Raw genomic sequence first — 24,207 nt, forward strand, 5'->3', positions numbered from 1 at the left:
GCATCAGCTGGCGGCAAGATTAGCTTTGCGCATGCAGAGGTGCAACCGGGTGCAACCCTTTTTGTTCAGGAAATTTTCGATGGTGATCGGGAAAAAAACACACCGCCGACGGATTTCGCTCCGCCTTGGTGCGTTTGCTTCTGAGATCGGCTGTTCTTGCTCCGAAAAGGAGCAAAAACAGGCTGTTTTCCGCAAAACATATCCAGGTGCAACTTATTCTCACGAAACTGGTTGCACCTTATTTGCTTTGTTGAATAGCATTCGCGCCCAAGGTGCAACCACCTCAACGAGTCGGTTCATCGGCTGACGGCTTTCCTGGGGAAACGTCAGTCATAAATGCGCGGCACGCAGCTACGTCTACCTACTTCCAGTGGGTGGCCGTCTGACAGACCGCTGCTACATAAAAACAAAGCCAGGGCGTCACTCTTATGAGCGTTAGTAATCCAACCCTGATCACGTTCGTGATCTACATCGCAGCAATGGTGCTGATTGGCTTCATGGCCTATCGCTCCACCAACAACCTTTCCGATTACATCCTGGGCGGTCGCAGCCTCGGTAGCGTGGTGACTGCCTTGTCGGCCGGCGCTTCCGACATGAGCGGCTGGTTGTTGATGGGCCTGCCGGGTGCGATCTATATGTCTGGCCTGTCGGAAAGCTGGATCGCCATCGGCTTGATCGTCGGTGCCTACCTCAACTGGCTGTTCGTCGCCGGTCGCCTGCGGGTCCAGACCGAACACAACGGCGACGCCCTGACCCTGCCGGATTACTTCTCCAGCCGTTTCGAAGACAAGAGCGGCCTGCTGCGGATCATCTCCGCCGTGGTGATCCTGGTGTTCTTCACCATTTACTGCGCTTCCGGCATCGTCGCCGGTGCCCGCCTGTTTGAAAGCACCTTCGGCATGTCCTACGAGACTGCGCTGTGGGCCGGTGCTGCAGCGACCATTGCCTACACCTTCGTCGGTGGTTTCCTGGCAGTGAGCTGGACCGACACCGTACAAGCCACGCTGATGATTTTCGCGCTGATCCTCACGCCGATCATCGTGCTGCTGGCCACCGGTGGCGTCGACACCACGTTCCTGGCGATCGAAGCCAAGAACCCTGACAACTTCAACATGCTGAAAAACACCACCTTCATCGGCATCATTTCGCTGATGGGCTGGGGCCTGGGTTACTTCGGCCAGCCGCACATCCTCGCGCGTTTCATGGCGGCGGATTCGGTGAAGTCGATTGCCAACGCGCGTCGCATCTCCATGACCTGGATGATCCTGTGCCTGGGCGGCACCGTGGCGGTGGGTTTCTTCGGTATTGCCTACTTCTCTGCGCATCCGGAAGTGGCAGGTCCCGTGAACGAGAACCACGAGCGTGTGTTCATCGAACTGGCCAAGCTGCTGTTCAACCCGTGGATTGCGGGGGTGCTGCTGTCGGCCATCCTGGCGGCCGTGATGAGCACCTTGAGCTGCCAATTGCTGGTGTGCTCCAGCGCCTTGACCGAAGACTTCTACAAGACCTTTCTGCGCAAAAACGCCTCCCAGCTTGAGCTGGTATGGGTCGGTCGCCTGATGGTGCTGCTGGTTGCACTGATCGCCATCGCCATGGCTGCCAACCCGGAAAACCGCGTACTGGGCCTGGTGAGCTACGCCTGGGCCGGCTTCGGTGCCGCGTTCGGTCCTGTGGTGCTGATCTCGGTGATCTGGAAAGGCATGACCCGCAACGGCGCACTGGCCGGTATCCTGGTTGGCGCGATCACTGTGATTGTGTGGAAACACTTCGAACTGCTGGGTCTGTACGAAATCATCCCAGGCTTTATTTTCGCCAGCCTGGCGATCTACTTCGTGAGCAAGATGGGCGCACCGACTGCCGGTATGGTCGAGCGTTTTGATGCTGCGGAAAAAGACTACAACCTCAATAAGTAATTCGCTGGGTGTTTAGCGCCAAGTGAGTTGAAAGAAAGGCCCGCGTCCTACGGATTGCGGGCCTTTTTTTGCGTGCGTTTTACATCGGTCAGAAGAGGATTCAGACGCGTTTGTGTAGGGCTTTACTGATTTAGCGGCGACCTGCTCGGCCAGGGGGAGCCGTGATGCAGAATCGGTCCTCCACACCTAGCAGAGAAACACCGGATGTTCGCTCCTGCCAATCAAAGCGCCTTTACCCTGACCCTCGATGGGGAGCCCAGTGAATTCCAGGTCCACGGGTTCATGGGAGATGAATTCATCAGCCTGCCTTTTCGCTTTGACCTTGAGCTGGTCAGCGAACAATCCGATCAAGACCTTGAGAGCCTGCTACACCGCCAAGCGTTCCTGGGGTTTGACGCCCATGGTCATGGGATTCATGGCCTGGTGTATCGGGTGGCGCAGGGCGATTCGGGCAGACGCCTTACCCGTTACCAGATCACGCTGGTGCCGCAGTTGGCTTATCTGGAACACAGCACCCATCAGCGGATTTTTCAGAAGAAAACGGTGCCCGAGATCATTGCGCAGGTATTGGAGGCTCAGGCTATCCAAAGTGATGCCTTTGCGTTTCAACTGAGCGGCAAGTATCCGCAGTGTGAATACTGTGTTCAGTTCGGTGAAACCGATCTGGAGTTCATTCAGCGCCTATGTGCCGAATCGGGCATTCACTATCACTTCCAGCACAGCTCCGAACGGCACCTGTTGGTATTTGGCGACGATCAAAGCGTTTTTGCCAGACCGGATCAAGCCACGCCGTATTCGCCTGGTACCGGGATGGTTGCCGACGAGCCGGCGATCAAGCGTTTTATGCTGCGGCTGAAGACGCGTACCACTGGCGTTAGCCTGCGGGACTACGATTTCCAGAAGCCGGGCCTGACGTTGGAAAGCGAAGCATCCAGTCGGCTACAGCCCTCCCTGGATGACCAGCGCTACCCTGGGCATTTCACGGATCGTGAGCGTGGCAAGTACCTGGCGCAACGACTGCTGGAGCGTCATCGCAGCGATTACCGTCAGGCCAGTGGCGCTAGCGACCAGCCGGCGTTGGTGACAGGGCAGTTCTTGAAGATGACTGGGCACCCGCGTCAGGAATGGAATGATTTGTGGCTGGTTACCCAGTTGCACCATGTAGGGCACCAACCTCAGGTGCTTGAGGAGTCTGTGGGCGATGAGTCGCCTCAAGGCTACAGCAATGACTTTGTTGTAACGCCTTGGGACGTAGCGTTTCGAACACCTCTGATTATGTCTCGGCCTCAAATAGCGGGTTACCAGAACGCAGTGGTGACCGGCCCTGCCGACAGCGAAATCCATTGCGACGAATACGGTCGGGTCAAGGTGCAATTGGCGTGGGATCGCGACGGCGAACACAACGACCATTCCAGCTGTTGGCTGCGGGTTGCCAGCGGCTGGGCGCATGATCGTTATGGGGCGGTATTGATCCCTCGGGTGGGTATGGAAGTGCTGGTGGGCTTCGTCAACGGCGACATGGATATGCCGCTGGTCATGGGCTGCCTGCCCAATGCCGCCACCCAGACTCCCCTCGATTTGCCGGCCGACAAGACCCGCAGCATCTTCCGCAGCCAGAGCAGCCCTGGTGGGGGTGGCTACAACGAACTGCGCATCGAGGACCGCAAGGGGGCCGAGGAAATCTACCTGCGCGCCCAGCGGGATTGGACGCAGCACGTGCTGCATGACCTTCGGGTAAAGGTGGACGGTGAGTCGCATCACGAAATGCAAGGTGAGGAGCTGCGCATTATCCATGGCAACCGTCTGACCGAGCTGAAGCAAGACGACCACTTGATGGTGGGCGGTTCGCGGCAGGTGAGGGCACGGCAGACCATCCAGATAGGAGCGGGGCAAAGCGTTGTGATCGAGGGTGGCGCAACCGTCACGATTCAGGCGGGTGGGCAGTCGATCACGCTGTCTGCGGGCGGGATTTTCAGCAGTGTGCCAATCCAGCTTGGCAATGCGCCCGCAGCGACTGCAGCGCCGTTAACGCCTGGACTGAAGGAAACATTGCTGGCGGTGATCCCCGCTCCGCTCAGCCGCGTGCAAGTGGCCAGCCTGAAGCGCAGCGCGCCGTTTTGCGAGGAATGCGAGCGTTGCAAAAACGGCCAGTGCGGCCCCATCTGACTTTTAAAGGGACTTACGAAGATGCATCAACCTATGTTGCCTGGTGAACAGATGTTTGCAGTGCTGGGCGCTGCCAGCGATGCCAAACCCCTTGAAGCCTGGCGGGCGCTCGCCGCCGGCCCGTTACATCCGGTTTGGGCCGGCACGGCCTATGCGGCATGGGACGAGGTCATGCCCTATGTAGGCATCGTTGAGCCGGGCAGTTCTTTCCTGGAATGGGCCGCTTCCACTGACTCTACGGATTGGGGGTGGTTGGCCCTATCGACCCATCCGCTGGAAACCGTGATTGCATACCTGCAAGGATTGACCAAGGTGTACCTGCCCGATGGCCAGGAAGTGTTCTTACGGTTCTGGGATGGTGCTCAATTTCTGCCGACGCTTCAGCAGGCGGGCAATGAGCTATTGCCGGTGTTCCAGCGCTACGTGATCAACGGCCAGTCGCTGACCGTTGCCACCGGCCCGGTCACTGCCGCCAAAGCGAGCCCGTGGTGGCGAGTGCCTGCGCCGTTACTGCAACATCTGGCCGAGCAATCGCCGCAAACCCTGATCGATAACCTCCTGCAAGGGCTCGAAGAGCAGCGCCCCGACCTCCACACCGCGTTCCTGCCGACGACCTTGCGGCACAAGGTCGCCTACTTCGCGCGTCGCCGGGATGTCAGTCATCAGGGTTTGGCGGACTATCTGGCTTCAGAGTCGAGTTGAAGCCAGCGCCCCCCTTCGACTTAAGCACCGCCCGGCACACCGCACTGCACCAACGCCCGCGTAAAAGGTAAACTTCGCCCCCTGCGCAGGAGCAACCATGAATTATCGTCACGCCTTTCACGCCGGCAACCACGCCGATGTCTTCAAACACCTGACCTTGACCCGCCTCATTGCCCTGATGTCGCGCAAGGAGCAGCCGTTCGCCTACCTCGATACCCACGCCGGGATCGGCCTGTACGACCTACAGGGCGACCAGGCCAACCGCACCGGTGAATACCTGGAAGGCATTGCGCGCCTGTGGGGCCAAAGTGACCTGCCGCCGCTGACCGCCGATTACATGCGCGTGCTGCATGAGATGAACCCGGACGGCCAGTTGCGTTACTACCCTGGCTCGCCGGAACTGGCGCGACGCCTTACCCGCTCCCAGGATCGCGTGTTGCTCAATGAAAAACACCCGGAAGACGGCGTGCTGCTCAAGGACAACATGAAGGGTGATCGTCGGGTGAAGGTTCACCTCGGTGAAGGCTGGCATGTACCGCGTGCCTTGCTGCCGGTGCCGGAAAAACGCGCCTTGATGCTGATCGATCCGCCGTTCGAAAAACTCGACGAGATGCAACGCTGCGCCGCTTCCCTCAAGGAAGCCGTGAGCCGCATGCGCCAGACCGTCGCCGCCATCTGGTACCCGGTGAAAGACCAGCGCATGTTGCGCCGTTTCTACCAGGACCTGGCCGGCACCGGTGCGCCGAAGTTGCTGCGCGTGGAATTGCTGGTGCATCCGCTGGACACGCCCAACACCCTGACGGGCTCGGGCCTGGCGATTGCCAACCCGCCGTGGGGCTTGGAGGAGGAGTTGCGCGAGCTGCTGCCGTGGCTGTCCAAGAAGCTGGGTCAGACCCAGGGCGGGTGGCAGATGGATTGGTTGATCGCTGAGTAGTCAACTCGCAAGCCAAACACAGAACCAAATGTGGGAGCGGGCTTGCTCGCGAATGCGGTGTATCAGTCAGGTGATTAGTGGCTGACACTCCGCATTCGCGAGCAAGCCCGCTCCCACATGTTGAATTGCGCTGGCCTTAGATCGGGCAGGTCACGCCCGTGCCGCCAATCCCGCAGTACCCCTGCGGATTCTTCGCCAGGTATTGCTGGTGGTACGCTTCGGCGAAGTACACCGTCGGCGCCTGGTCAATTTCGGTGGTGATGGTGCCCAGGCCAGCCTTGGTCAACTCACCTTGATAAGCCTCGGCGCTCGCCTGCGCCGCCGCCAGTTGCTCCGGCGTGGTCGCGTAGATCACCGAGCGGTACTGGCTGCCGATGTCGTTGCCCTGGCGCATGCCCTGGGTCGGGTTGTGCAGTTCCCAGAACATCTTCAGCAGGTCCTCGTACTTCACCTTGGCTTGGTCATACACCACCAACACCACTTCACTGTGGCCGGTCAGGCCCGAGCAGACTTCTTCGTAGGTTGGGTTCGGCGTGTAGCCGCCGGCGTAACCGACCACGGTGCTGACCACACCATCGCGCTGCCAGAACCGGCGCTCCGCACCCCAGAAGCAGCCCAGGCCGAAGATCGCAAAGCCGACGTCGTCCAGGAATGGACCCAGCAGCGGATTGCCGTTGACGAAATGCGTTTCCGGCAGGTTCATCGGGGTTTCACGGCCAGGCAGAGCTTGTTCTTGAGTGGGCAGCACGTTTTTGTTCACCAGAATTTCCGAGCGCAAGACCATGATCAGTCCTCTCGTCAGGTTGAGTTAGCGGTAAAGATTCAGACAGCCAGTGTGCCCGAGTGTTACGGCGCTGTCAGGCGATTGGCCCGCGCGGATAGCGTTTGAGCATCGCCAGCAGCTCTGCACCGGGGATCGGCCGGTCAAACAGGTAACCCTGGCCCACATCGCAACGGTGCCGGCGCAGGAACGCCAGTTGCTCGGCGGTCTCGATGCCTTCGGCCACGACCTTGAGCTTAAGGTTGTGGGCCATGGCGATCACGGCCGAGGTGATTTCCATGTCGTCCTGGTTGTCCGGGATTTCGTGGATGAAGCTGCGATCGATCTTGATGATGTCGATGGGGAATTTTTTCAGGTAACTCAGCGACGAGTAGCCGGTGCCGAAGTCGTCCATGGCCAGGGTCAGGCCAAAGCTTTTCAGTTGATCAAGCTGCAGGCGTGTGTCTTCGGTGGCTTCCAGCAGCAGGCCTTCGGTGAGTTCCAGCTCCAGCAGGTTGGCCGGCAGCTGTTCTTCCTTGAGGATCGCGGCAATCGAGGCCACCAGGTCCGGGTCGGAGAACTGCTTGGGCGACAGGTTGATCGCCACCTGCAAGTTGCCCATGCCACCGGCGCTCAGTTGCTTGCTCATGCGGCAGGCCTGGCGGGCGATCCATTTGCCGATGGGAATGATCAGGCCGGTCTCTTCCGCCACGCTGATGAATTGATCGGGGCGGATCATGCCCTTTTCCGGGTGGTTCCAGCGCAGCAGCGCTTCCATGCCCAGCAGACGGCCGCTGCGCAGGCACAGCTTGGGCTGGTAGAACACATCCAGCTCGTTCTGGGTGAGCGCGCGTCGCAGGTTGTTCTCGACGAACAGCTTGTAGCTGGCCTCGGCGTTCAGTGCTTCGGTAAACACCTGGACTTGGTGTTTGCCGTTCGCCTTGGCCTTGTGCAGGGCGAGGCCGGCGTTGCGCATCAGGGTCTGCGGGTCACGGCCATGCAGTGGTGCGCAGGCCAGGCCCACGGAGCCGGTGACGCTGATCAACTGGTTGTCGACGAACATCGGTTTGTCGAGCGTCGCCAACAACTGGCTGGCAACCTGCTGGCCGCTCTCCAGGTCGGTGTCATCGAGCAGCACCGCGAATTCGTTACTGGCAAACCGCGCCAGGCTGCCACCGGCACTCAGACTGTTGCGCAGACGCCGCGCGAGGCTGATCAGCAGCTTGTCGCCGGTCTGGTGGCCAAGGCTGTCGTTGATGCGCTTGAAGTTATCGATGTCCACCAGCAGCAGGCTGATCGGGCTGTCGCTGTCGCGGGCAAAGCGTTCGTCAAGGTTGCGGATGAACGCCGGGCGGTTGCCCAGGTTGGTCAGGTTGTCGGTGTAAGCCAGGCGCTCGATGCGCTGCTGGGCCAGCTTGGTCTGGGTGATGTCTTCGTAGATGCCGATGTAGTGGGTCAACTCGCGGTTGTCGCCATACACCTTGGAGATCGACAGCTGGCCCCAGTAGGGTTCGAGGTTTTTGCGCCGGCTCTTGAATTCACCCTGCCAGCTGTTGCTCTTGGCCAGGGCTGACGGTGCGTCGAACAGCAATTCACTGAGGTTTTCCAGCGCCGGCAACTGGGCCAGGCGATGGCCGTGGACCTCTTCGGCGCTGTACTGGGTGATCGCGGTAAAGCTCGGGTTGACGTACTCCACCACGCCGTCGCAATTGACCAGCAGAAAGGCGTTGGCACTTTGTTCCACGGCGCGCTGGAACAGGTGCAGGGCGCTGGTCGCCGTACGGCGGTTGTGGTTGTTGATGACCTGCGCGAACTGATCGGCCAGCTCGCCGGCAAAGGCGATCTCGTCAGCCTGCCAGGCGCGGGTGCTGCCGCTTTGCTCCAGGCACAGCACGCCCACTACATGACCGTCGACGCGAATGCTCGCGTCGAGCATGGCGTGAATGTCTTTGTCGCGCAGGCTGTCGGCCATTTCCCGGGTGCGTGGGTCGCGCAGCGCATTGGTGGCGTCGATCGCCCGGCTGCTGTGCAAGGCTTCCAGATAGTCCGGGAAGCAGCTGGCATCGATGGATTCAGGCAGGTGGTGCTGCCCGTCGGCGCGGTGGTAGGCCGAGATCGGCACCAGGCGCTGACCTTCGAGGTTCCAGATGCTGGCGCAGTCAATCTGGTAGATATCACAGGCACTGCGGGTGATCAGCTCGGCGGCTTCTTGCAGCGAATTGTTAGCTGTGTAGCGCTGGCGGGCCAGCAGCAGGATCAGCTCCTGCTGGGCGCGCACCCGCTCCAGGTGCTGCAATTGTTCCTGCTGGGCGCGCTGGTTGAGCTCCAGGGCGATCTGCAGGCGGCTGTTCTGGTTCTCCAGGTCTGCCGTCGGGGCAGCGGTGGGAATCTCGCTGAACAGGCCGTCGACCACCATCAGGTAGCCGCGCAGCAGGTGACGATTGTGTTGTTTATAGGCTTCACCCATCTCCAGCAGGCTCAGCGGCCCGTCGCTGGTGTGCAGCGTGTAGCGCACCAGGTAATGCGGGCTCTGGGTCAGTTGCTGCTGGATGGTGTCGTGCAGTTGATAACGCGCCTGGGGCTCCATCAGGCTGGCGTAGGGCGTGCCGATCAAGGCACACAGCTCGACCGCCGGCAGGCCGAATTGGCGTTCGCAATTGGGGTCGAGGTAAAGGAGGGCCCAGCTTGCCTCATTCAGCCGCTCGAAACGCAGCATACCGAGGCGCGAAGGCACCGGTAACTGCGTCACTACCTCGGCCGCCATACGGGCGACATCGGGTTGGCTTTTCATGGGGGAAACTCACTTGAAATTACGCGCACGGCGCCGGGCTCACGCCCTCTTTTCTGTTGCCTGCGGCAAGGTTGCATCATGCGGCGCGGGCTGACAAGAGAGGATGAAGGCTAAGTGCTATAAGGGTGTTATCGGCCGCGAGAGGGATTTCTACAGTCGGGGTGATGGAAGGTGTACAAGCCTGTTTTTGTTGTCCAATAAACCGGCAAAAAAAGCCCCGCCAAGTGGCGGGGTTGAGGTACGAGCGTGGCGCTCGAAAATCGGTGCAACCAGGCCTCCCGGGTGAACGGGAGGCCTGTTCGTGCTTACAGCAGGATGGTGCGGATATCGTTCAGCAACTGGCTCAGGCGCTGGGTGAAGCGAGCCGCAGCAGCGCCGTTGATCACACGGTGATCGTAGGAAAGCGACAGTGGCAGCATCAGCTTCGGCTGGAACGCTTTACCGTCCCACACAGGCTGGATGGTGGCCTTGGACACGCCCAGGATCGCCACTTCCGGCGCATTGACGATTGGCGTGAAGCCAGTGCCGCCAATGTGACCGAGGCTGGAGATGGTGAAGCACGCGCCCTGCATGTCGTCCGGGGTGAGCTTCTTGTCGCGGGCCTTGGCAGCCAGTGCAGCGGCTTCGGCAGCGAGTTGCAGCAGGCTCTTCTGGTCGACGTTCTTGATGACCGGTACCAACAAGCCATCCGGAGTGTCGACGGCAAAGCCGATGTGCACGTATTTCTTGCGGATGATCGCCTTGCCGCTTGGCGCCAGCGAGGCGTTGAAGTCCGGCAGCTCCTTGAGCAGGTGTGCGCAGGCCTTGAGCAGCAGCGGCAGCACGGTCAGTTTCACGCCGGCCTTTTCGGCCACGGCTTTCTGCGCGATGCGGAAAGCTTCCAGGTCGGTGATGTCGGCCTGGTCGAACTGGGTCACGTGCGGGATGTTCAGGTAGCTGGCGTGCAGACCGGCCGCGCCGATTTGCATCAGGCGGGTCATCGGCACTTCTTCGATTTCACCGAAGCGGCTGAAGTCCACGGTACGGATCGGCGGAATGCCCGAACCACCGGTAGCAGCGCCGGCAGCCGGAGCTTCCTTGGCTTTCTGCATCATGGCCTTGACGTAGACCTGCACGTCTTCCTTCAGCACGCGACCGTGCGGGCCGGTGGCCGACACAGCGTTCAGCTCAACGCCGAACTCACGGGCCAGCTGACGCACGGCAGGGCCGGCGTGAACCTTGGCACCGCTTGGCGCAGGTGCGGCAGCAGCAGGAGCCGGTGCGGCCTCGGCTTTTGCAGCAGGTGCAGGCGCAGCAGCCGGTGCAGCTTCAGCCTTGGCGGCGGGAGCGGCGGCCGGGGCCGGCGCAGCAGCAGCAGGTGCAGCGCCTTGTACTTTCAGCTTGAGGATGAAGTCGCCAGTGCCGACTTCGTCTTCCAGCTTGACCGCGATGCTTTCCACTACGCCGGCAGCCGGCGAAGGGATTTCCATGGAGGCCTTGTCGGACTCCAGGGTGATCAGCGACTGGTCGGCTTCGACGGTGTCGCCGACCTTGACCAGCAGTTCGATGATCTTGGCCTTGCCCGACGAACCGATGTCCGGGACGTGAATGTCCTGAACAGAGGCTGCGGCCGGAGCAGCAGCCGGGGCCGCAGGGGCCTCGGCAGCCGGCTTTTCAGCAGCGGGTGCAGGTGCAGCAGCGGCAGCAGGCGCTGCCGCAGGGGCCGCATCAGCGGCACCTTCGATTTCCAGTTCCAGCAGTTCGTCGCCTTCTTTCAGGCGGTCGCCCAGCTTCACTTTCAGGCTCTTGACCACGCCGGCCTTGGGAGCAGGGATTTCCATGCTCGCCTTGTCCGATTCCAGGGTCAGGATGCTCTGGTCGGCTTCGACGGTGTCGCCGACCTTCACAAACAGCTCGATTACTTCACCTTCACCGCTGCCGATGTCAGGTACGCGAATGAGTTCGCTCACAAAAAGTCTCCTCAGCAGTCCAGTGGGTTGCGTTTTTCCGGGTTGATCCCGAACTTGACGATAGCGTCTGCCACCACCTTGGGTTCGATCTCACCACGGTCAGCCAAGGCTTCCAGGGCTGCCAACACCACGAAGTGACGGTCGACTTCGAAGAAGTGACGCAGCTTCTTGCGGCTGTCACTGCGACCGAAACCGTCGGTGCCCAGGACTTTGAATTCCTTGGACGGGACCCACTGGCGAATTTGTTCAGCAAACAGTTTCATGTAGTCGGTCGAAGCGATCACCGGGCCTTTACGGCCATTCAGGCACTCTTCAACGAAGGTGAGCTGTGGCTTCTGGCCAGGGTGCAGGCGGTTGTGACGCTCTACGGCCAGGCCGTCGCGACGCAGTTCGTTGAAGCTGGTCACGCTCCATACGTCAGCGCCGACGTTGAACTCTTCACGCAGGATCTTCGCCGCTTCACGCACTTCGCGCAGGATGGTGCCGGAGCCCATCAGCTGTACGTGGTGCGCTGCTTCCTTGGTGTCTTCTTCGAGCAGGTACATGCCCTTGATGATGCCTTCTTCCACGCCAGCCGGCATTGCAGGCTGCTGGTAGGACTCGTTCATCACGGTGATGTAGTAGAAAACGTCCTGCTGCTCTTCGGTCATCTTCTTCATGCCGTCCTGGATGATCACCGCCAGCTCGTAGCCGTAGGTTGGATCAAAGGTGCGGCAGTTCGGGATGGTGGCAGCCAGGATGTGGCTGTGACCGTCTTCGTGTTGCAGGCCTTCGCCGTTCAGCGTGGTACGACCGGCAGTACCGCCGATCAGGAAGCCACGGGTACGGCTGTCGCCTGCTGCCCACGCCAGGTCGCCAATGCGCTGGAAGCCGAACATCGAGTAGAAGATGTAGAACGGCAGCATCGGCTGGTTGTGGCTGGAGTACGAAGTACCGGCAGCGATGAAGGAGCTCATGGCGCCCGCTTCGTTGATGCCTTCTTCGAGGATCTGGCCCTTCTTGTCTTCCTTGTAGAACATCACCTGGTCTTTATCGACTGGCTCGTAGAGCTGGCCGACGGAGGAGTAGATGCCCAACTGACGGAACATGCCTTCCATACCGAAGGTACGGGCTTCGTCCGGGATGATCGGCACGATGCGCGGGCCGATTTCCTTATCCTTGACCAGTTGCGCCAGGATGCGCACGAAAGCCATGGTGGTGGAGATTTCACGGTCGCCCGAGCCGTCGAGGATAGCCTTGAGGGTGCTCAGGTCTGGCGTCGGTACGCTGAAGCTGTTGGCGCGACGCTGAGGCACGAAACCACCCAGTGCGGCGCGGCGCTCGGCCAGGTAACGGGCTTCGGCGCTGTTTGGCTCCGGCTTGAAGAACGGCAGGTTCTCCAGCTCTTCGTCCTTGACCGGGATGTCGAAGCGGTCGCGGAACAACTTCAGGCTGTCGACATCGACTTTCTTGGTGTTGTGCGCAGTGTTTTTCGCTTCGCCGGCACCGGTGCCATAACCCTTGATGGTCTTGGCCAGGATGACGGTCGGTTGTTCTTTGTGGTTGACCGCTTCGTGGTACGCCGCGTAGACCTTGTACGGGTCGTGGCCGCCACGGTTGAGCTTCCAGATCTCGTCGTCGGACAGGTCTGCAACCATTGCCTTGAGTTCAGGCGTGTTGAAGAAGTGTTCACGCACGAACGCGCCGTCTTTGGCTTTGTAGTTCTGGTACTCGCCGTCGATGACTTCGTCCATGCGACGTTGCAGGATGCCGTCGACGTCCTTGGCCAGCAGTGGGTCCCAGAAGCGGCCCCAGATGACTTTGGTCACGTTCCACTGAGCACCGCGGAACACGCCTTCGAGTTCCTGGATGATCTTGCCGTTGCCGCGAACCGGGCCGTCGAGGCGCTGCAGGTTGCAGTTGATGACGAAGATCAGGTTGTCCAGCTTCTCGCGGCCAGCCAGGGAGATGGCGCCCAGGGATTCCGGCTCGTCACACTCGCCGTCGCCCAGGAAGCACCAGACTTTCTGCTTGCCTTCAGGGATGAAGCCACGGGCTTCCAGGTACTTCATGAAGCGCGCCTGGTAGATCGCCTGGATTGGGCCCAGACCCATGGAAACGGTCGGGAACTGCCAGAAATCAGGCATCAGCCAAGGGTGCGGGTACGACGACAGGCCGTTACCGTCCACTTCCTGGCGGAAGTTGTTCATGTGTTCTTCGGTGATGCGGCCTTCCATGAACGCACGGGCGTAAACGCCTGGAGAAGTGTGGCCCTGGAAGTAGATCAGGTCGCCGCCGTGTTCGTCGGTCGGGGCCTGGAAGAAGTAGTTGAAGCCGATGTCATACAGGGTTGCGCTGGAAGCGAAGCTGGAGATGTGACCGCCCAGGTCCGAATCTTTCAAGTTCGTGCGCATTACCATCGCCATGGCGTTCCAACGTACCAGCGAGCGAATGCGGCGTTCCATGAACAGGTCGCCAGGCATGCGTGCTTCGTGGGTAACAGGGATGGTGTTGCGGTATGGCGTAGTGATGGCGTAAGGCAGTTGCGAGCCGCTGCGGGTCGCGAGTTCGCCCATACGGGTCATCAGGTAGTGAGCACGGTCTTCGCCTTCTTTGTCGAGAACCGATTCCAGGGCGTCCAGCCATTCCTGGGTTTCGACGGGATCGAGGTCTTGCATGGCTTGCTCCAGGGCGGAAAGGCTACCAGAATCGGTTGCCTGAAGTTTGCGACTGGCCTTGTGGGCAGACGACATAAATTCTTGGATGGCCGAAGGTTGCTTCGGCGTCCTGTAGTTTTACTACAAATCGTCGGCCATTTCAGCCTTTCGAATGTATATACGAGTAGTAAAACTACACAAGACTGAGCGTATGGCTCGGTCTGGCTGGTGAGCATAATCGTTATTGTTGATCTTTTGCGAACAAGAAAAGGTGAATGTTTGATGTTGGCTGCCAAAATGAAATTAATTTCAGCTATTTCTAACCTTTGTTCGACAGTCCTTCATAGAGCGTGGTTCTTGCGTTCACAGCCACACGCCATTTACGCGCCGAACAAGGATAGACCATGAGCCTTCCAACACTCGCCGAACTACCGGCGATTCTCTTGCCAAAAGCCCAGCGGGCCGAGCAGTCATTTCGTGACGCAGTGGCCGCGCTGGACGACGATCATGGACTTTCTGCGTGGACGCCGCAACGGTGGGCCGACTTCGCCCGCGTGTGCGCGGCCAGTGATTTCGTCATTGAACAGAGTGTTCGTGACCCTTTGATGTTGCTCGAACTGGTGGCCTGGGGCGAGTTGGACCGTGGTTTCGCCCCTGATGAGCTGTGCGGGCAAATTGCTGGCGCCGTGCAACAAGCCGAAACAGAAGATGAGCTGGGCCGTGTGCTGCGTCGCCAGCGTACGCGCCAGCAGGTGCGCATCATCTGGCGCGACCTGACCCGCCAGGCGGACCTGGTGCAAACCTGCCGCGACCTCTCCGACATGGCCGACGCCAGCATCGACCAGGCCTACCAATGGCTGTACCAACGCCACTGCGTGCAGTTCGGCACGCCCACCGGCCGGCGCAGCGGCGAGCCGCAGCACATGGTGATCCTGGGCATGGGCAAGCTCGGCGCGGTGGAGCTGAACCTGTCGTCGGATATCGACCTGATCTTCGCCTACCCCGAGGGCGGCGAAACGGTCGGAGTGAAGCGCTCCCTGGACAACCAGGAGTTTTTCATCCGCCTGGGTCAAAAGCTGATCAAGGCCCTCGACCCGATGACCGTCGACGGCTTTGTGTTCCGCGTCGACATGCGCCTGCGGCCTTACGGTTCAGCGGGTGCGCTGGTGCTCAGTTTCAATGCGCTGGAGCAGTACTACCAGGACCAGGGCCGCGACTGGGAACGCTACGCCATGATCAAGGCGCGCGTGGTGGCTGGCGATCAGGTGGCGGGTGCGCAGTTGCTGGACATGCTGCGACCGTTTGTCTATCGCCGCTACCTGGACTTCTCCGCCATCGAAGCGCTGCGCACCATGAAGCAGTTGATCCAGCAGGAAGTGCGGCGCAAGGGCATGGCCGACAACATCAAGCTGGGCTCGGGCGGTATCCGTGAAGTGGAATTCATCGCCCAGGCCTTCCAACTGATCCACGGCGGTCGTGACCTGAGCCTGCAACAACGCCCGTTGCTCAAGGTGCTCGGCACCCTGGAAGGCCAGGGCTACCTGCCGCCGGCGGTGATCGCCGAGTTGCGCAATGGCTACGAATTCCTGCGTTACACCGAACACGCGATCCAGGCGATTGCCGACCGGCAGACGCAAATGCTCCCGGACAGCCCGGAAGATCAGGCGCGCATAGCCTTTATGTTGGGCTTTGCCGACTGGACCGCCTTCCACGAGCGCCTGACGTACTGGCGCGGTCGGGTGGATTGGCATTTCCGTCAGGTGATCGCCGATCCTGATGAAGAAGAGGGCGAAGAAAGCGAGTTGGTGGTGGGCGGTGAGTGGTTGCCGCTGTGGGAAGAATCCCAAGATGAAGAAGCGGCTTGCCGCCAATTGGCTGAAGGCGGCTTTACTGATGCGACCAAGGCGCTCAAGGCGTTGGCCGGCCTGCGCAACAGCCCGCAATTGCGCGCCATGCAGCGTTTGGGGCGTGAGCGGCTGGATGCATTTATTCCGCGCCTGCTCGCCCAGGCGGTCGAGCACGCCAACCCGGACCTGGTGCTGGAGCGCGTGCTGCCATTGGTCGAAGCCGTCGCGCGGCGTTCCGCTTATCTGGTGCTGCTCACGGAAAACCCCGACGCCCTGCGTCGCCTGTTGACCCTGTGCGCCGCCAGCCCGTGGATCGCTGAGCAGATCACCCGTTTCCCGCTACTGCTCGACGAACTGCTCAACGAAGGCCGTCTGTTCAAGCCACCCTTGGCGCCTGAATTGGCCGCCGAGTTGCGCGAGCGTCTGACGCGCATCCCGGAAGACGACCTTGAGCAACAGATGGAAGCCCTGCGTCACTTCAAGCTGGCCCACCGCCTGCGCGTGGCCGCTTCGGAAATCGCCGGCAGCCTGCCGCTGATGAAAGTCAGCGACTACCTCACTTGGCTCGCCGAGGCGATCCTCGAACAAGTGCTGGCCCTGGCCTGGCGCCAGACCGTCGCGCGCCATGGCTCGCCGCAACGGCTGGACGGCACCCTGTGCGATCCTGGGTTCATCATTGTCGGTTATGGGAAAGTCGGTGGGATCGAACTGGGGCATGGTTCGGACCTGGACCTGGTGTTTATCCACGATGGCGATCCACAAGCGGAAACCGATGGCGCCAAGCCGATCGACGGGGCGCAGTTCTTTACGCGCCTGGGCCAGCGCATCATTCACTTGCTGACCACCCAGACCAACTCCGGCCAGCTGTATGAAGTGGACATGCGCCTGCGGCCTTCCGGCGCGTCCGGTTTGCTTGTGAGCTCGCTGGGTGCGTTTGACCGCTATCAACAAAATGAAGCCTGGACCTGGGAACATCAGGCCTTGATTCGCGCGCGGGTACTGGTGGGCAGCCAGGATGTGGGCCAGGCGTTCGAGCAGGTGCGGGCCAAAGTGCTGGGGCAGCAACGCGACCTGGTGAAGCTGCGCCAGGAGGTCAGCGGGATGCGTGCCAAGATGCGTGACAACCTGGGGACCAAGACCACGGCGGCCGGCACCGGCGCCAATGCCTTCGAGGCCACGGCGGTGTTCGACCTCAAGCAGGACGCCGGAGGTATCGTCGATATTGAATTTATGGTGCAATACGCGGCTTTGGCGTGGTCTGCGCAACATCCATCGTTGCTGCGCTACACCGACAATATCCGCATTCTGGAAGGCCTGGAGCAGGTGGGCTTGATGCCCGCCGCCGATGCCCATCTGCTGCGCGAGGTGTATAAGGCCTACCGTTCCGCCGCGCACCGCCAGGCCTTGCAAAACGAGGCCGGCACGGTGGCCGGGGATCAGTTCGCCGACGAACGGCGCCAGGTGATGCGAATCTGGCGAGAGCTGGGGTTGAGCTGAAACACTATTAGGGCGGGGAGGCATAAGCCTCCCCGCATCGTTTGTGGAAACTACATGAATATTCTGATCGTTGGGCCCAGTTGGGTCGGTGACATGGTGATGGCGCAGACACTGTTCCAGTGCCTGCGTATGCGCTACCCGGACTGCCAGATCGACGTACTTGCCCCTGAGTGGAGCCGGCCGATCCTCGAACGCATGCCGCAAGTGCGCAAGGCCTTGAGCTTCCCGCTCGGCCATGGCGCTCTGGAGCTGGCGACGCGCCGTCGTATCGGTAAATCCCTGGCGGGCGAATACGACCAGGCGATCCTGCTGCCCAATTCGCTCAAGTCGGCGTTGGTGCCGTATTTCGCCGGTATCCCCAAGCGTACCGGTTGGCGTGGCGAATTCCGCTACGTGCTGCTCAATGACGTGCGCACCCTGGACAAAGCCCGCTATCCGCTGATGATCGAGCGCTTCATGGCCCTGGCCTACGAGCCGGGGGCCGAGTTGCCCACGCCGTATCCGCGTCCGAGTTTGCAGATTGATCCGGTGAGCCGTGACGCCGCCCTGGCCAAGTTCGGCCTGGAACTCGACCGTCCTGTCCTGGCGCTGTGCCCCGGCGCCGAGTTTGGTGAGTCCAAGCGCTGGCCGTCGGAGCACTACGCCAAGGTCGCCGAGGCCAAGATCCGCGAAGGCTGGCAGGTCTGGTTGTTTGGTTCGAAGAAAGACCATCCGGTGGGCGAAGACATTCGCCAGCGCCTGATTCCGGGCCTGCGTGAAGAGGCGGTCAACCTCAGTGGTGACACGTCGCTCGCCGAAGCCATCGACCTGCTGTCCTGCGCCGACTCGGTAGTGTCCAACGACTCCGGCCTGATGCACGTCGCCGCCGCGCTGAACCGCCCGCTCGTGGCGGTGTACGGCTCCACATCGCCGGGCTTCACGCCGCCGTTGGCCGACAAGGTCGAAGTGGTGCGCCTGGGCCTGGAGTGCAGCCCGTGTTTTGATCGCACCTGCCGTTTCGGTCACTACAACTGCATGCGCCAGTTGCTGCCGCAGCCGGTGAACGAAGCCTTGCAGCGGTTGCAGGGCTCTGCGGTCGAGGTCCGATAGTTTGCGCGTACTGGTAATCAAGACCTCATCCCTGGGCGATGTGATTCATGCCTTACCGGCCCTGACCGATGCGGCGCGGGCGATTCCCGGCATCCGATTCGACTGGGTGGTGGAAGAAGGCTTCGCCGAGATTCCCACCTGGCACCCGGCGGTCGATAAGGTGATCCCGGTGGCGATCCGCCGCTGGCGAAAAAATATCTGGCAGACCCTCAAGAGTGGCGAATGGCGGCGCTTCAAGCAGCAAGTCCAGTCGACCAAATATGACCTGGTGATCGATGCCCAGGGCCTGCTGAAAAGCGCCTGGCTGACCCGCTACGTGCGTGCGCCCATCGCGGGTTTCGACAAGCATTCCGCGCGCGAGCCGATGGCTGCACGTTTCTATTCCCGTCGCCTCGCCGTGGCGCGTGGGCAGCACGCGGTGGAGCGGCTGCGTCAGCTGTTCGCCGTGGCCCTCGGTTATGACTTGCCCAAAGGCTTGGGCGACTACGGCCTGAGCACTGAAAAGCTCCTGGGCCTGCCGCCGAAAAAGCCGTTTGTACTGCTGCTGCACGGCACCACCTGGGACACCAAACACTGGCCCGAAGCCTACTGGCGTGAGCTGGCCGAGCGCATGGGGCGTCTGGGCGTCGACGTGAAATTGCCTTGGGGCAACGCCGCCGAAAAAGCCCGCGCCGAACGCTTGGCCCAAGGCCTGCAAAACGCCGAAGTGCTGCCCAAATTGAACCTGGCCGGCGTCGCCCGCGTACTGGCCGGCGCCCGCGCCTGCGTAGCGGTGGACACGGGCCTTGGTCACCTGGCCGCCGCGCTGGATGTGCCGACCATTTCCCTGTTCGGCCCGACCAACCCCGGCCTCACCGGCGCCTATGGCAAGGGCCAGATTCATCTGGCCAGCGACTTCCCTTGCGCGCCGTGCCTGCAAAAGCAATGTACCTATCAACCGACAGCCGACGACCTGCGTCGGTTCGACATCAAGCGCGAGTCGCCGCTGTGCTTCACGCGCCTGAACCCTGAGCGTGTGGCAAGCCGACTGAGCACGTTGTTATTGGCCGAGGAGCTGCACTGATGCAACTGGCTTTTGTGCTGTACAAATATTTCCCCTTCGGTGGCCTGCAGCGCGACTTCATGCGCATCGCCCTGGAGTGCCAGCAGCGCGGCCATCAGATTCGTGTCTACACGCTGATCTGGGAAGGCGACATCCCGCCCGGCTTCGAAGTGCTGGTGGCGCCGGTCAAGGCGTTCTTCAACCATCGGCGCAACGAAAAACTCAGCGCCTGGATGGAAGCCGACCTGGCCAAGCGCCCGGTGGACCGTCTGATTGGCTTCAACAAAATGCCGGGCCTGGATGTGTACTACGCCGCCGACGGCTGCTTTGAAGACAAGGCGCAGAATCTGCGCCACTCGCTGTACCGCTATTTTGGCCGCTACAAGCACTTCGCCGACTACGAGCGCGCCGTGTTCGCCAAGGACGCCAAGACCGAAGTCCTGATGATTTCCGAAGTGCAGCAGCCGCTGTTCATCAAGCATTACGACACGCCGCTGGAACGCTTCCACCTGCTGCCGCCGGGCATTGCCCAGGACCGGCGTGCGCCGCCGAATGCGGCTGAAATCCGTGAAGGATTCCGCCAGGAATTCAACCTGAGCGACGACGATTTGCTGCTGGTGCAGATTGGTTCTGGCTTCAAGACCAAGGGCGTCGACCGCAGCCTCAAGGCCGTGGCTGCGTTGCCGTCTGAGCTGAAAAAACGCACGCGCCTGTTTGTCATCGGCCAGGACGACCCCAAAGTATTCCAACTGCAAAGCGCTACGTTGGGGCTGGGGGACAATGTGCAGTTCCTCAAGGGCCGCAGCGATATCCCGCGTTTCCTGTTGGGGGCCGACCTGTTGATCCACCCGGCGTACAACGAAAACACCGGCACGGTATTGCTTGAAGCCCTGGTGGCCGGGCTTCCGGTGCTGGTCTCGGCCGTATGTGGTTATGCCCACTACATCGCTGAAGCCGACAGCGGCCTAGTGCTGGATGAGCCGTTCGAACAAGCGCAGCTCAACCAGTACCTGGCAAATATGCTCACTGACACTGCACAGCGCGCGGCCTGGAGCCGCAATGGTTTGGCCTTCGCTGAGACGGCCGACCTTTACAGCATGCCGCAGCACGCTGCGGATGTGATCCTGGCGGAGCCAAAACGATGAAGTTGATTCTTGCCGAACCGTTCAAGACGTTATGGGCCGGGCTTGATGCCTTTGCCGAAGTCGAGAAGCTGCAAGGCGAAGTATTCCGCGAGCTGGCGGCGCGTCGCACCCTGCGTACCGTGGTGGATGGCCGTCCGTATTTCGTCAAAATCCACCGTGGCATTGGCTGGGGCGAGATCTTCAAGAACCTGATCACCGCCAAGCTGCCGGTGCTGGGTGCGGGCCTTGAGTGGGCGGCGATTCATCGCTTGCAGGAACTCGGCGTGCCCACCATGACCGGCGTCGCCTTCGGTGAAAAAGGCAGCAACCCGGCCGACCAGCACTCGTTCATCATCACAGAAGAACTGGCGCCAACCCTCAGCCTGGAAGATGTGACGATCAATTGGGTGGCCGAGCCTCCAGCGCCTGCGTTGCGTCATGCGCTCACCCATGAACTGGCGCGCATGGTCGGCGACATGCACCGTGGCGGCGTAAACCACCGCGATTGCTACCTGTGCCACTTCCTGCTGGACACGGCCAAGCCCATCGATGCGAAGAACATCAAGCTGTCGGTGATCGACCTGCACCGCGCCCAACTGCGTGCGCACTTGCCGTTGCGCTGGCGCGACAAGGACCTGTCCGCGCTGTACTACTCGGCGCTGGACATCGGCCTGACCCGTCGCGACAAGTTGCGCTTCCTCAAGGGCTACTTCCGCCAGCCGCTGCGCCAGATCCTGGCCGAGCAATCGGCGTCGTTGGGCCTGATGCAGCGCAAGGCCGACAAGCTTTACGCACGCAAGCAGCGCCTCGGGGATGCAATCTGATGGCGGGCTGGAACCTGGAACCTGCCTACGCCCACCTGGCGGATGATTTTGGAAGCCTCGAAGCGGTGTTCGCCCTGCAGGGCGAGCAACTGACCCGCGATCCGTTGTCGGAAGTGATCCGCGTGGAGCGCGGCGGGGTCAATTACTACGTCAAGCGCTACACCGGCGCCGGCAAGGGCCTGCGGCGTTACCTGGGCAAGCCTCGGGTCAAGTCCGAGTGGCAGAACCTCAAGCGCTTCGCCAAGTGGGGTATTCCCACTGCCGACGTGGTTGCCTGGGGCCTGGAGCGCAAAGGCCTGGCCTACGACCGTGGGGCGATGATCACCCGCGAGCTGCCGAGGACCGAAGACCTCTCGGTGCTCGCCGAGCGCAACGATGCACGCCTGCGCGACCCCAAGTGGGTCAACGCGGTGAGCCGCCAGCTCGCCGAGTACACGCGCACCATGCACGATCATCGCTTTACCCATAATGATTTGAAGTGGCGCAACCTGCTGATCGATGACCAGGCCACCCTGTACCTGATCGATTGCCCCAATGGCGACTTCTGGCGCGGGTTCTGGCTCAAGTACCGTATCACCAAAGACCTGGCCTGCCTGGACAAGGTGGCCAAGTATCACCTGTCCGCCACCCAGCGCCTGCGGTTCTACATGCAGTACCGTCAGCGTCGGCACCTGAGTGCATCGGATAAAGAGCGGATTCGCCACGTGGTGAAGTTTTTCGAGGGACGCGAATGAGTGATTTCCTGGCGGCTGAAGACCGTGCGCTGTTGGAGCGCCACGGCCTGGCGACGTTCGACGCCTTGTGGGCCAAACAGCTGGACGCGGTGGATGAACCCAATACCAGCCGTGGTGGCTGGAGCAGCGTGTTCCGCCTCGAACTCGACGGCCAGGGTTATTACCTCAAGCGCCAGAGCAATTACCTGACGCGCAGCTTGCACCGTCCCTTGGGCGAGCCGAGTTTTTCCCGCGAATTCCGCAATATCAGCCGTTACCGCAAGCTCGGCATTCCGGCCTTGCAAGCGGCGTTCTACGGCGAGCGTAAAGTCAACGGCGAACATCGCGCCATGTTGCTGACTCGCGCCCTGGACGGCTGGAATGACCTGGATTCGCTGCTGGAGCAATGGCCTTCATTGAGCGATGCCCAGCACCGCGCGATCTTGCTGGCCTGCGGTCAACTGGCGCGTCGGCTGCACAGCGTCGGCCAGGTGCATGGCTGTTTTTACCCCAAGCATATTTTCCTGCAGGCTACCGGCGACGGTTACGCCGCGCAGTTGATCGACCTGGAAAAAACCCGCCCGCTGCTGTTTGGCTGGCGCGATCGGGTCAAGGATCTGGAGCCGTTGTTGCGTCGCGCACCCCAATGGTCTGATGCGCAGGTGCGCCAGTTGTTGGCGGCGTATCTGGAGCTGCCTGCGGACAGTTCGTTGGTCGACACCTGGTTCCAGCGCCTGAGCGCCCGCCGTAGCCACAAGGAAAACCGTTGATGCGTTTGTCCGAGCTGAAAACCGCCGGCCGTTCCCCCGACTTGCCCATGACCCTTGAACTGGCCGATGCGGCGGGCCCCGGCCAGTTGCAATTGCTGAGCCTGTTGCGCGTGCTGCCGGGCGAGCGCTACGTAGGCGCTGCCGTATGGCGCGGACGTCCGGTGCTGGCCAAACTGTTGGTCGGCAGCAAGGCGGCGCGGCATTTTCAGCGCGAGCTTACGGGTGTGCGCCTGCTTGCCGAGCAAGGGCTGACCACGCCGTTGCTGCTGGCCGATGGCTTGCAGGAAGGCGAGGGCGGCTGGCTGCTGTTCGAGTTTATCGAAGGCGCCGAAAGCCTGGCTGACGCCTGGCATGCCGTCGAAGGTCTGCCGCCGCTGGCCGACGAGCAAACCGCGGTGCTCGCCGAAGCGCTGGGCGCGATTGCGCAGATGCATACCCAGGGCCTGTGGCAGGAAGACCTGCACCTGGACAACCTGCTGCGCCAAGACGGCAAGCTGTACCTGATCGATGGCGCCGGGATTCGCGTGGAAGAGGCGGGCAAACCGCTGTCGCGCAATCGCGTACTGGAAAACCTCGGCGTGTTTTTCGCTCAGTTGCCGAAGAACCTTGAGCCGTTTACCGAAGAGCTGCTGGTGTATTACCTGCTCGGCAACGGCGAACATGCTTTGCCGCTGGAAGCCCTGGAAAAACAGGTGCGCAAAGTCAGCGCCTGGCGCCTGAAGGACTTTCTCAACAAGGTCGGCCGCGAATGCACGCTGTTCAGCGTGCTGCGTGGGCCGTTTGCCTTGCGTGCCATCCGCCGCGAGGAAGAAGCCGCGATGCTGCCGGTGCTGGAACAGGCCGATGCGCTGCTCGACCAGGGCCATCTGTTCAAGACCGGTGGTGCCGCCACGGTGGCCAAGGCTGAAGTGGCCGGTCGTGCGTTGGTGATCAAGCGCTACAACATCAAGGGTTTCGCCCACTGGCTCAAGCGCTTCTGGCGCCCGAGCCGCGCCTGGCATTCCTGGCGCGAAGGCAATCGCCTGACCTTTCTTGGCATCGCCACGCCCAAGCCGCTGGCCGTGCTGGAAAAGCGTTTTTTCTGGCTGCGCAGCCGTGCCTACCTGGTGACCGAACTCATCACGGGGCCGGACATCATCGAGCGCTTTGCGCCCTACGTTGAAAAAGGCAATGCGCCGGAAGATGAGCTGCTGGCCCTGGATCACCTGTTTGCCGAACTGATCCTCGAGCGCATCAGCCATGGTGATTTCAAAGGCCACAACCTGTTCTGGGACAACGACCGCTGGTCGTTGATCGACCTGGATGCCATGCGCCAACACACCTCCTCCGCCAGCTTCGCCCCGGCGTTTGCCAAGGACCGCGCGCGGTTTATGCGCAACTGGCCTGAAAGCAGCGCGTTGTATCAATTGATCGATCAGCGCCTGCCTAAACAGATCGCCTGATCCGTTTA

Annotated in this window: 16 protein-coding genes; 12 read left to right on the forward strand and 4 right to left on the reverse strand. The window is 61.3% G+C overall.

What is annotated here, in order from left to right; translation table 11 throughout:
* Positions 1-428: 428 nt before the first annotated feature.
* The 4 genes from putP (at position 429) to ACP7BX_RS20085 (ending at position 5,715) form a co-directional block, all read left to right on the forward strand.
* Positions 429-1,913: a sodium/proline symporter PutP gene (gene putP, locus ACP7BX_RS20070; RefSeq protein WP_314524735.1), complete on the forward strand. Its 1,485-nt coding sequence runs from the start codon at positions 429-431 to the stop codon at positions 1,911-1,913.
* 204 nt (positions 1,914-2,117) lie between these two features.
* The gene (locus ACP7BX_RS20075) at positions 2,118-4,079 is read left to right on the forward strand and encodes a type VI secretion system tip protein VgrG (RefSeq protein ID WP_426129319.1); all 1,962 of its coding nucleotides are present in this window, start codon (positions 2,118-2,120) and stop codon (positions 4,077-4,079) included.
* 21 nt (positions 4,080-4,100) lie between these two features.
* Entirely contained in the window at positions 4,101-4,781 is a 681-nt protein-coding gene (locus ACP7BX_RS20080; RefSeq protein WP_426129317.1) for a DUF4123 domain-containing protein, read from the forward strand.
* A gap of 97 nt (positions 4,782-4,878) precedes the next feature.
* Positions 4,879-5,715: a 23S rRNA (adenine(2030)-N(6))-methyltransferase RlmJ gene (locus tag ACP7BX_RS20085; RefSeq protein ID WP_426129315.1), complete on the forward strand. Its 837-nt coding sequence runs from the start codon at positions 4,879-4,881 to the stop codon at positions 5,713-5,715.
* A gap of 136 nt (positions 5,716-5,851) precedes the next feature.
* Here ACP7BX_RS20085 and msrA read toward each other — a convergent pair whose 3' ends face one another.
* The 4 genes from msrA to aceE all read right to left on the reverse strand — a co-directional run bounded on the left by msrA (position 5,852) and on the right by aceE (position 13,872).
* Positions 5,852-6,499: a peptide-methionine (S)-S-oxide reductase MsrA gene (msrA, locus tag ACP7BX_RS20090; protein WP_426129313.1), complete on the reverse strand. Its 648-nt coding sequence runs from the start codon at positions 6,497-6,499 to the stop codon at positions 5,852-5,854.
* A gap of 73 nt (positions 6,500-6,572) precedes the next feature.
* Entirely contained in the window at positions 6,573-9,266 is a 2,694-nt protein-coding gene (locus ACP7BX_RS20095; RefSeq protein ID WP_426129311.1) for a putative bifunctional diguanylate cyclase/phosphodiesterase, read from the reverse strand.
* Between the two features lie 305 nt (positions 9,267-9,571).
* Positions 9,572-11,215, reverse strand: coding sequence for a dihydrolipoyllysine-residue acetyltransferase (gene aceF / locus ACP7BX_RS20100; RefSeq protein ID WP_426129309.1), 1,644 nt, complete (start codon positions 11,213-11,215; stop codon positions 9,572-9,574).
* Between the two features lie 11 nt (positions 11,216-11,226).
* Positions 11,227-13,872, reverse strand: coding sequence for a pyruvate dehydrogenase (acetyl-transferring), homodimeric type (aceE, locus tag ACP7BX_RS20105; RefSeq protein ID WP_177001629.1), 2,646 nt, complete (start codon positions 13,870-13,872; stop codon positions 11,227-11,229).
* Between the two features lie 383 nt (positions 13,873-14,255).
* Here aceE and glnE point away from each other — a divergent pair, with 383 nt between their 5' ends.
* From glnE to ACP7BX_RS20145, 8 genes are read left to right on the forward strand one after another with little or no spacing between them, the layout of a single operon-like run.
* Positions 14,256-17,195 (forward strand): bifunctional [glutamate--ammonia ligase]-adenylyl-L-tyrosine phosphorylase/[glutamate--ammonia-ligase] adenylyltransferase, encoded by a 2,940-nt coding sequence (gene glnE / locus ACP7BX_RS20110; protein WP_426129307.1) that lies wholly within the window; start codon positions 14,256-14,258, stop codon positions 17,193-17,195.
* A 54-nt stretch (positions 17,196-17,249) separates the two neighbouring features.
* Entirely contained in the window at positions 17,250-18,284 is a 1,035-nt protein-coding gene (gene waaF, locus ACP7BX_RS20115) for a lipopolysaccharide heptosyltransferase II (RefSeq protein WP_177074597.1), read from the forward strand.
* A 1-nt stretch (position 18,285) separates the two neighbouring features.
* On the forward strand, positions 18,286-19,347 hold the full coding sequence (waaC, locus tag ACP7BX_RS20120) for a lipopolysaccharide heptosyltransferase I (RefSeq protein ID WP_038844400.1): 1,062 nt from the start codon (positions 18,286-18,288) through the stop codon (positions 19,345-19,347).
* A complete protein-coding gene (locus ACP7BX_RS20125) occupies positions 19,347-20,471 on the forward strand; it encodes a glycosyltransferase family 4 protein (RefSeq protein ID WP_426129304.1) in 1,125 nt (374 codons plus the stop codon). Before waaC ends, ACP7BX_RS20125 begins: the two co-directional genes overlap by 1 nt.
* Positions 20,468-21,274: a lipopolysaccharide core heptose(I) kinase RfaP gene (gene rfaP / locus ACP7BX_RS20130; protein WP_426129302.1), complete on the forward strand. Its 807-nt coding sequence runs from the start codon at positions 20,468-20,470 to the stop codon at positions 21,272-21,274. Before ACP7BX_RS20125 ends, rfaP begins: the two co-directional genes overlap by 4 nt.
* Complete coding sequence (locus tag ACP7BX_RS20135) at positions 21,274-22,008, forward strand: lipopolysaccharide kinase InaA family protein (protein WP_426129300.1); 735 nt, start codon at positions 21,274-21,276, stop codon at positions 22,006-22,008. Before rfaP ends, ACP7BX_RS20135 begins: the two co-directional genes overlap by 1 nt.
* Complete coding sequence (locus ACP7BX_RS20140; RefSeq protein ID WP_426129298.1) at positions 22,005-22,757, forward strand: lipopolysaccharide kinase InaA family protein; 753 nt, start codon at positions 22,005-22,007, stop codon at positions 22,755-22,757. The genes ACP7BX_RS20135 and ACP7BX_RS20140 overlap by 4 nt, the downstream gene beginning before the upstream one ends.
* Complete coding sequence (locus tag ACP7BX_RS20145; RefSeq protein ID WP_426129296.1) at positions 22,757-24,199, forward strand: lipopolysaccharide kinase InaA family protein; 1,443 nt, start codon at positions 22,757-22,759, stop codon at positions 24,197-24,199. The genes ACP7BX_RS20140 and ACP7BX_RS20145 overlap by 1 nt, the downstream gene beginning before the upstream one ends.
* Positions 24,200-24,207 lie beyond the last annotated feature (8 nt).

Source organism: Pseudomonas sp. DWP3-1-3b3, from assembly GCF_049896305.1.
Taxonomy (GTDB): Bacteria; Pseudomonadota; Gammaproteobacteria; order Pseudomonadales; family Pseudomonadaceae; genus Aquipseudomonas; species Aquipseudomonas azotoformans_A.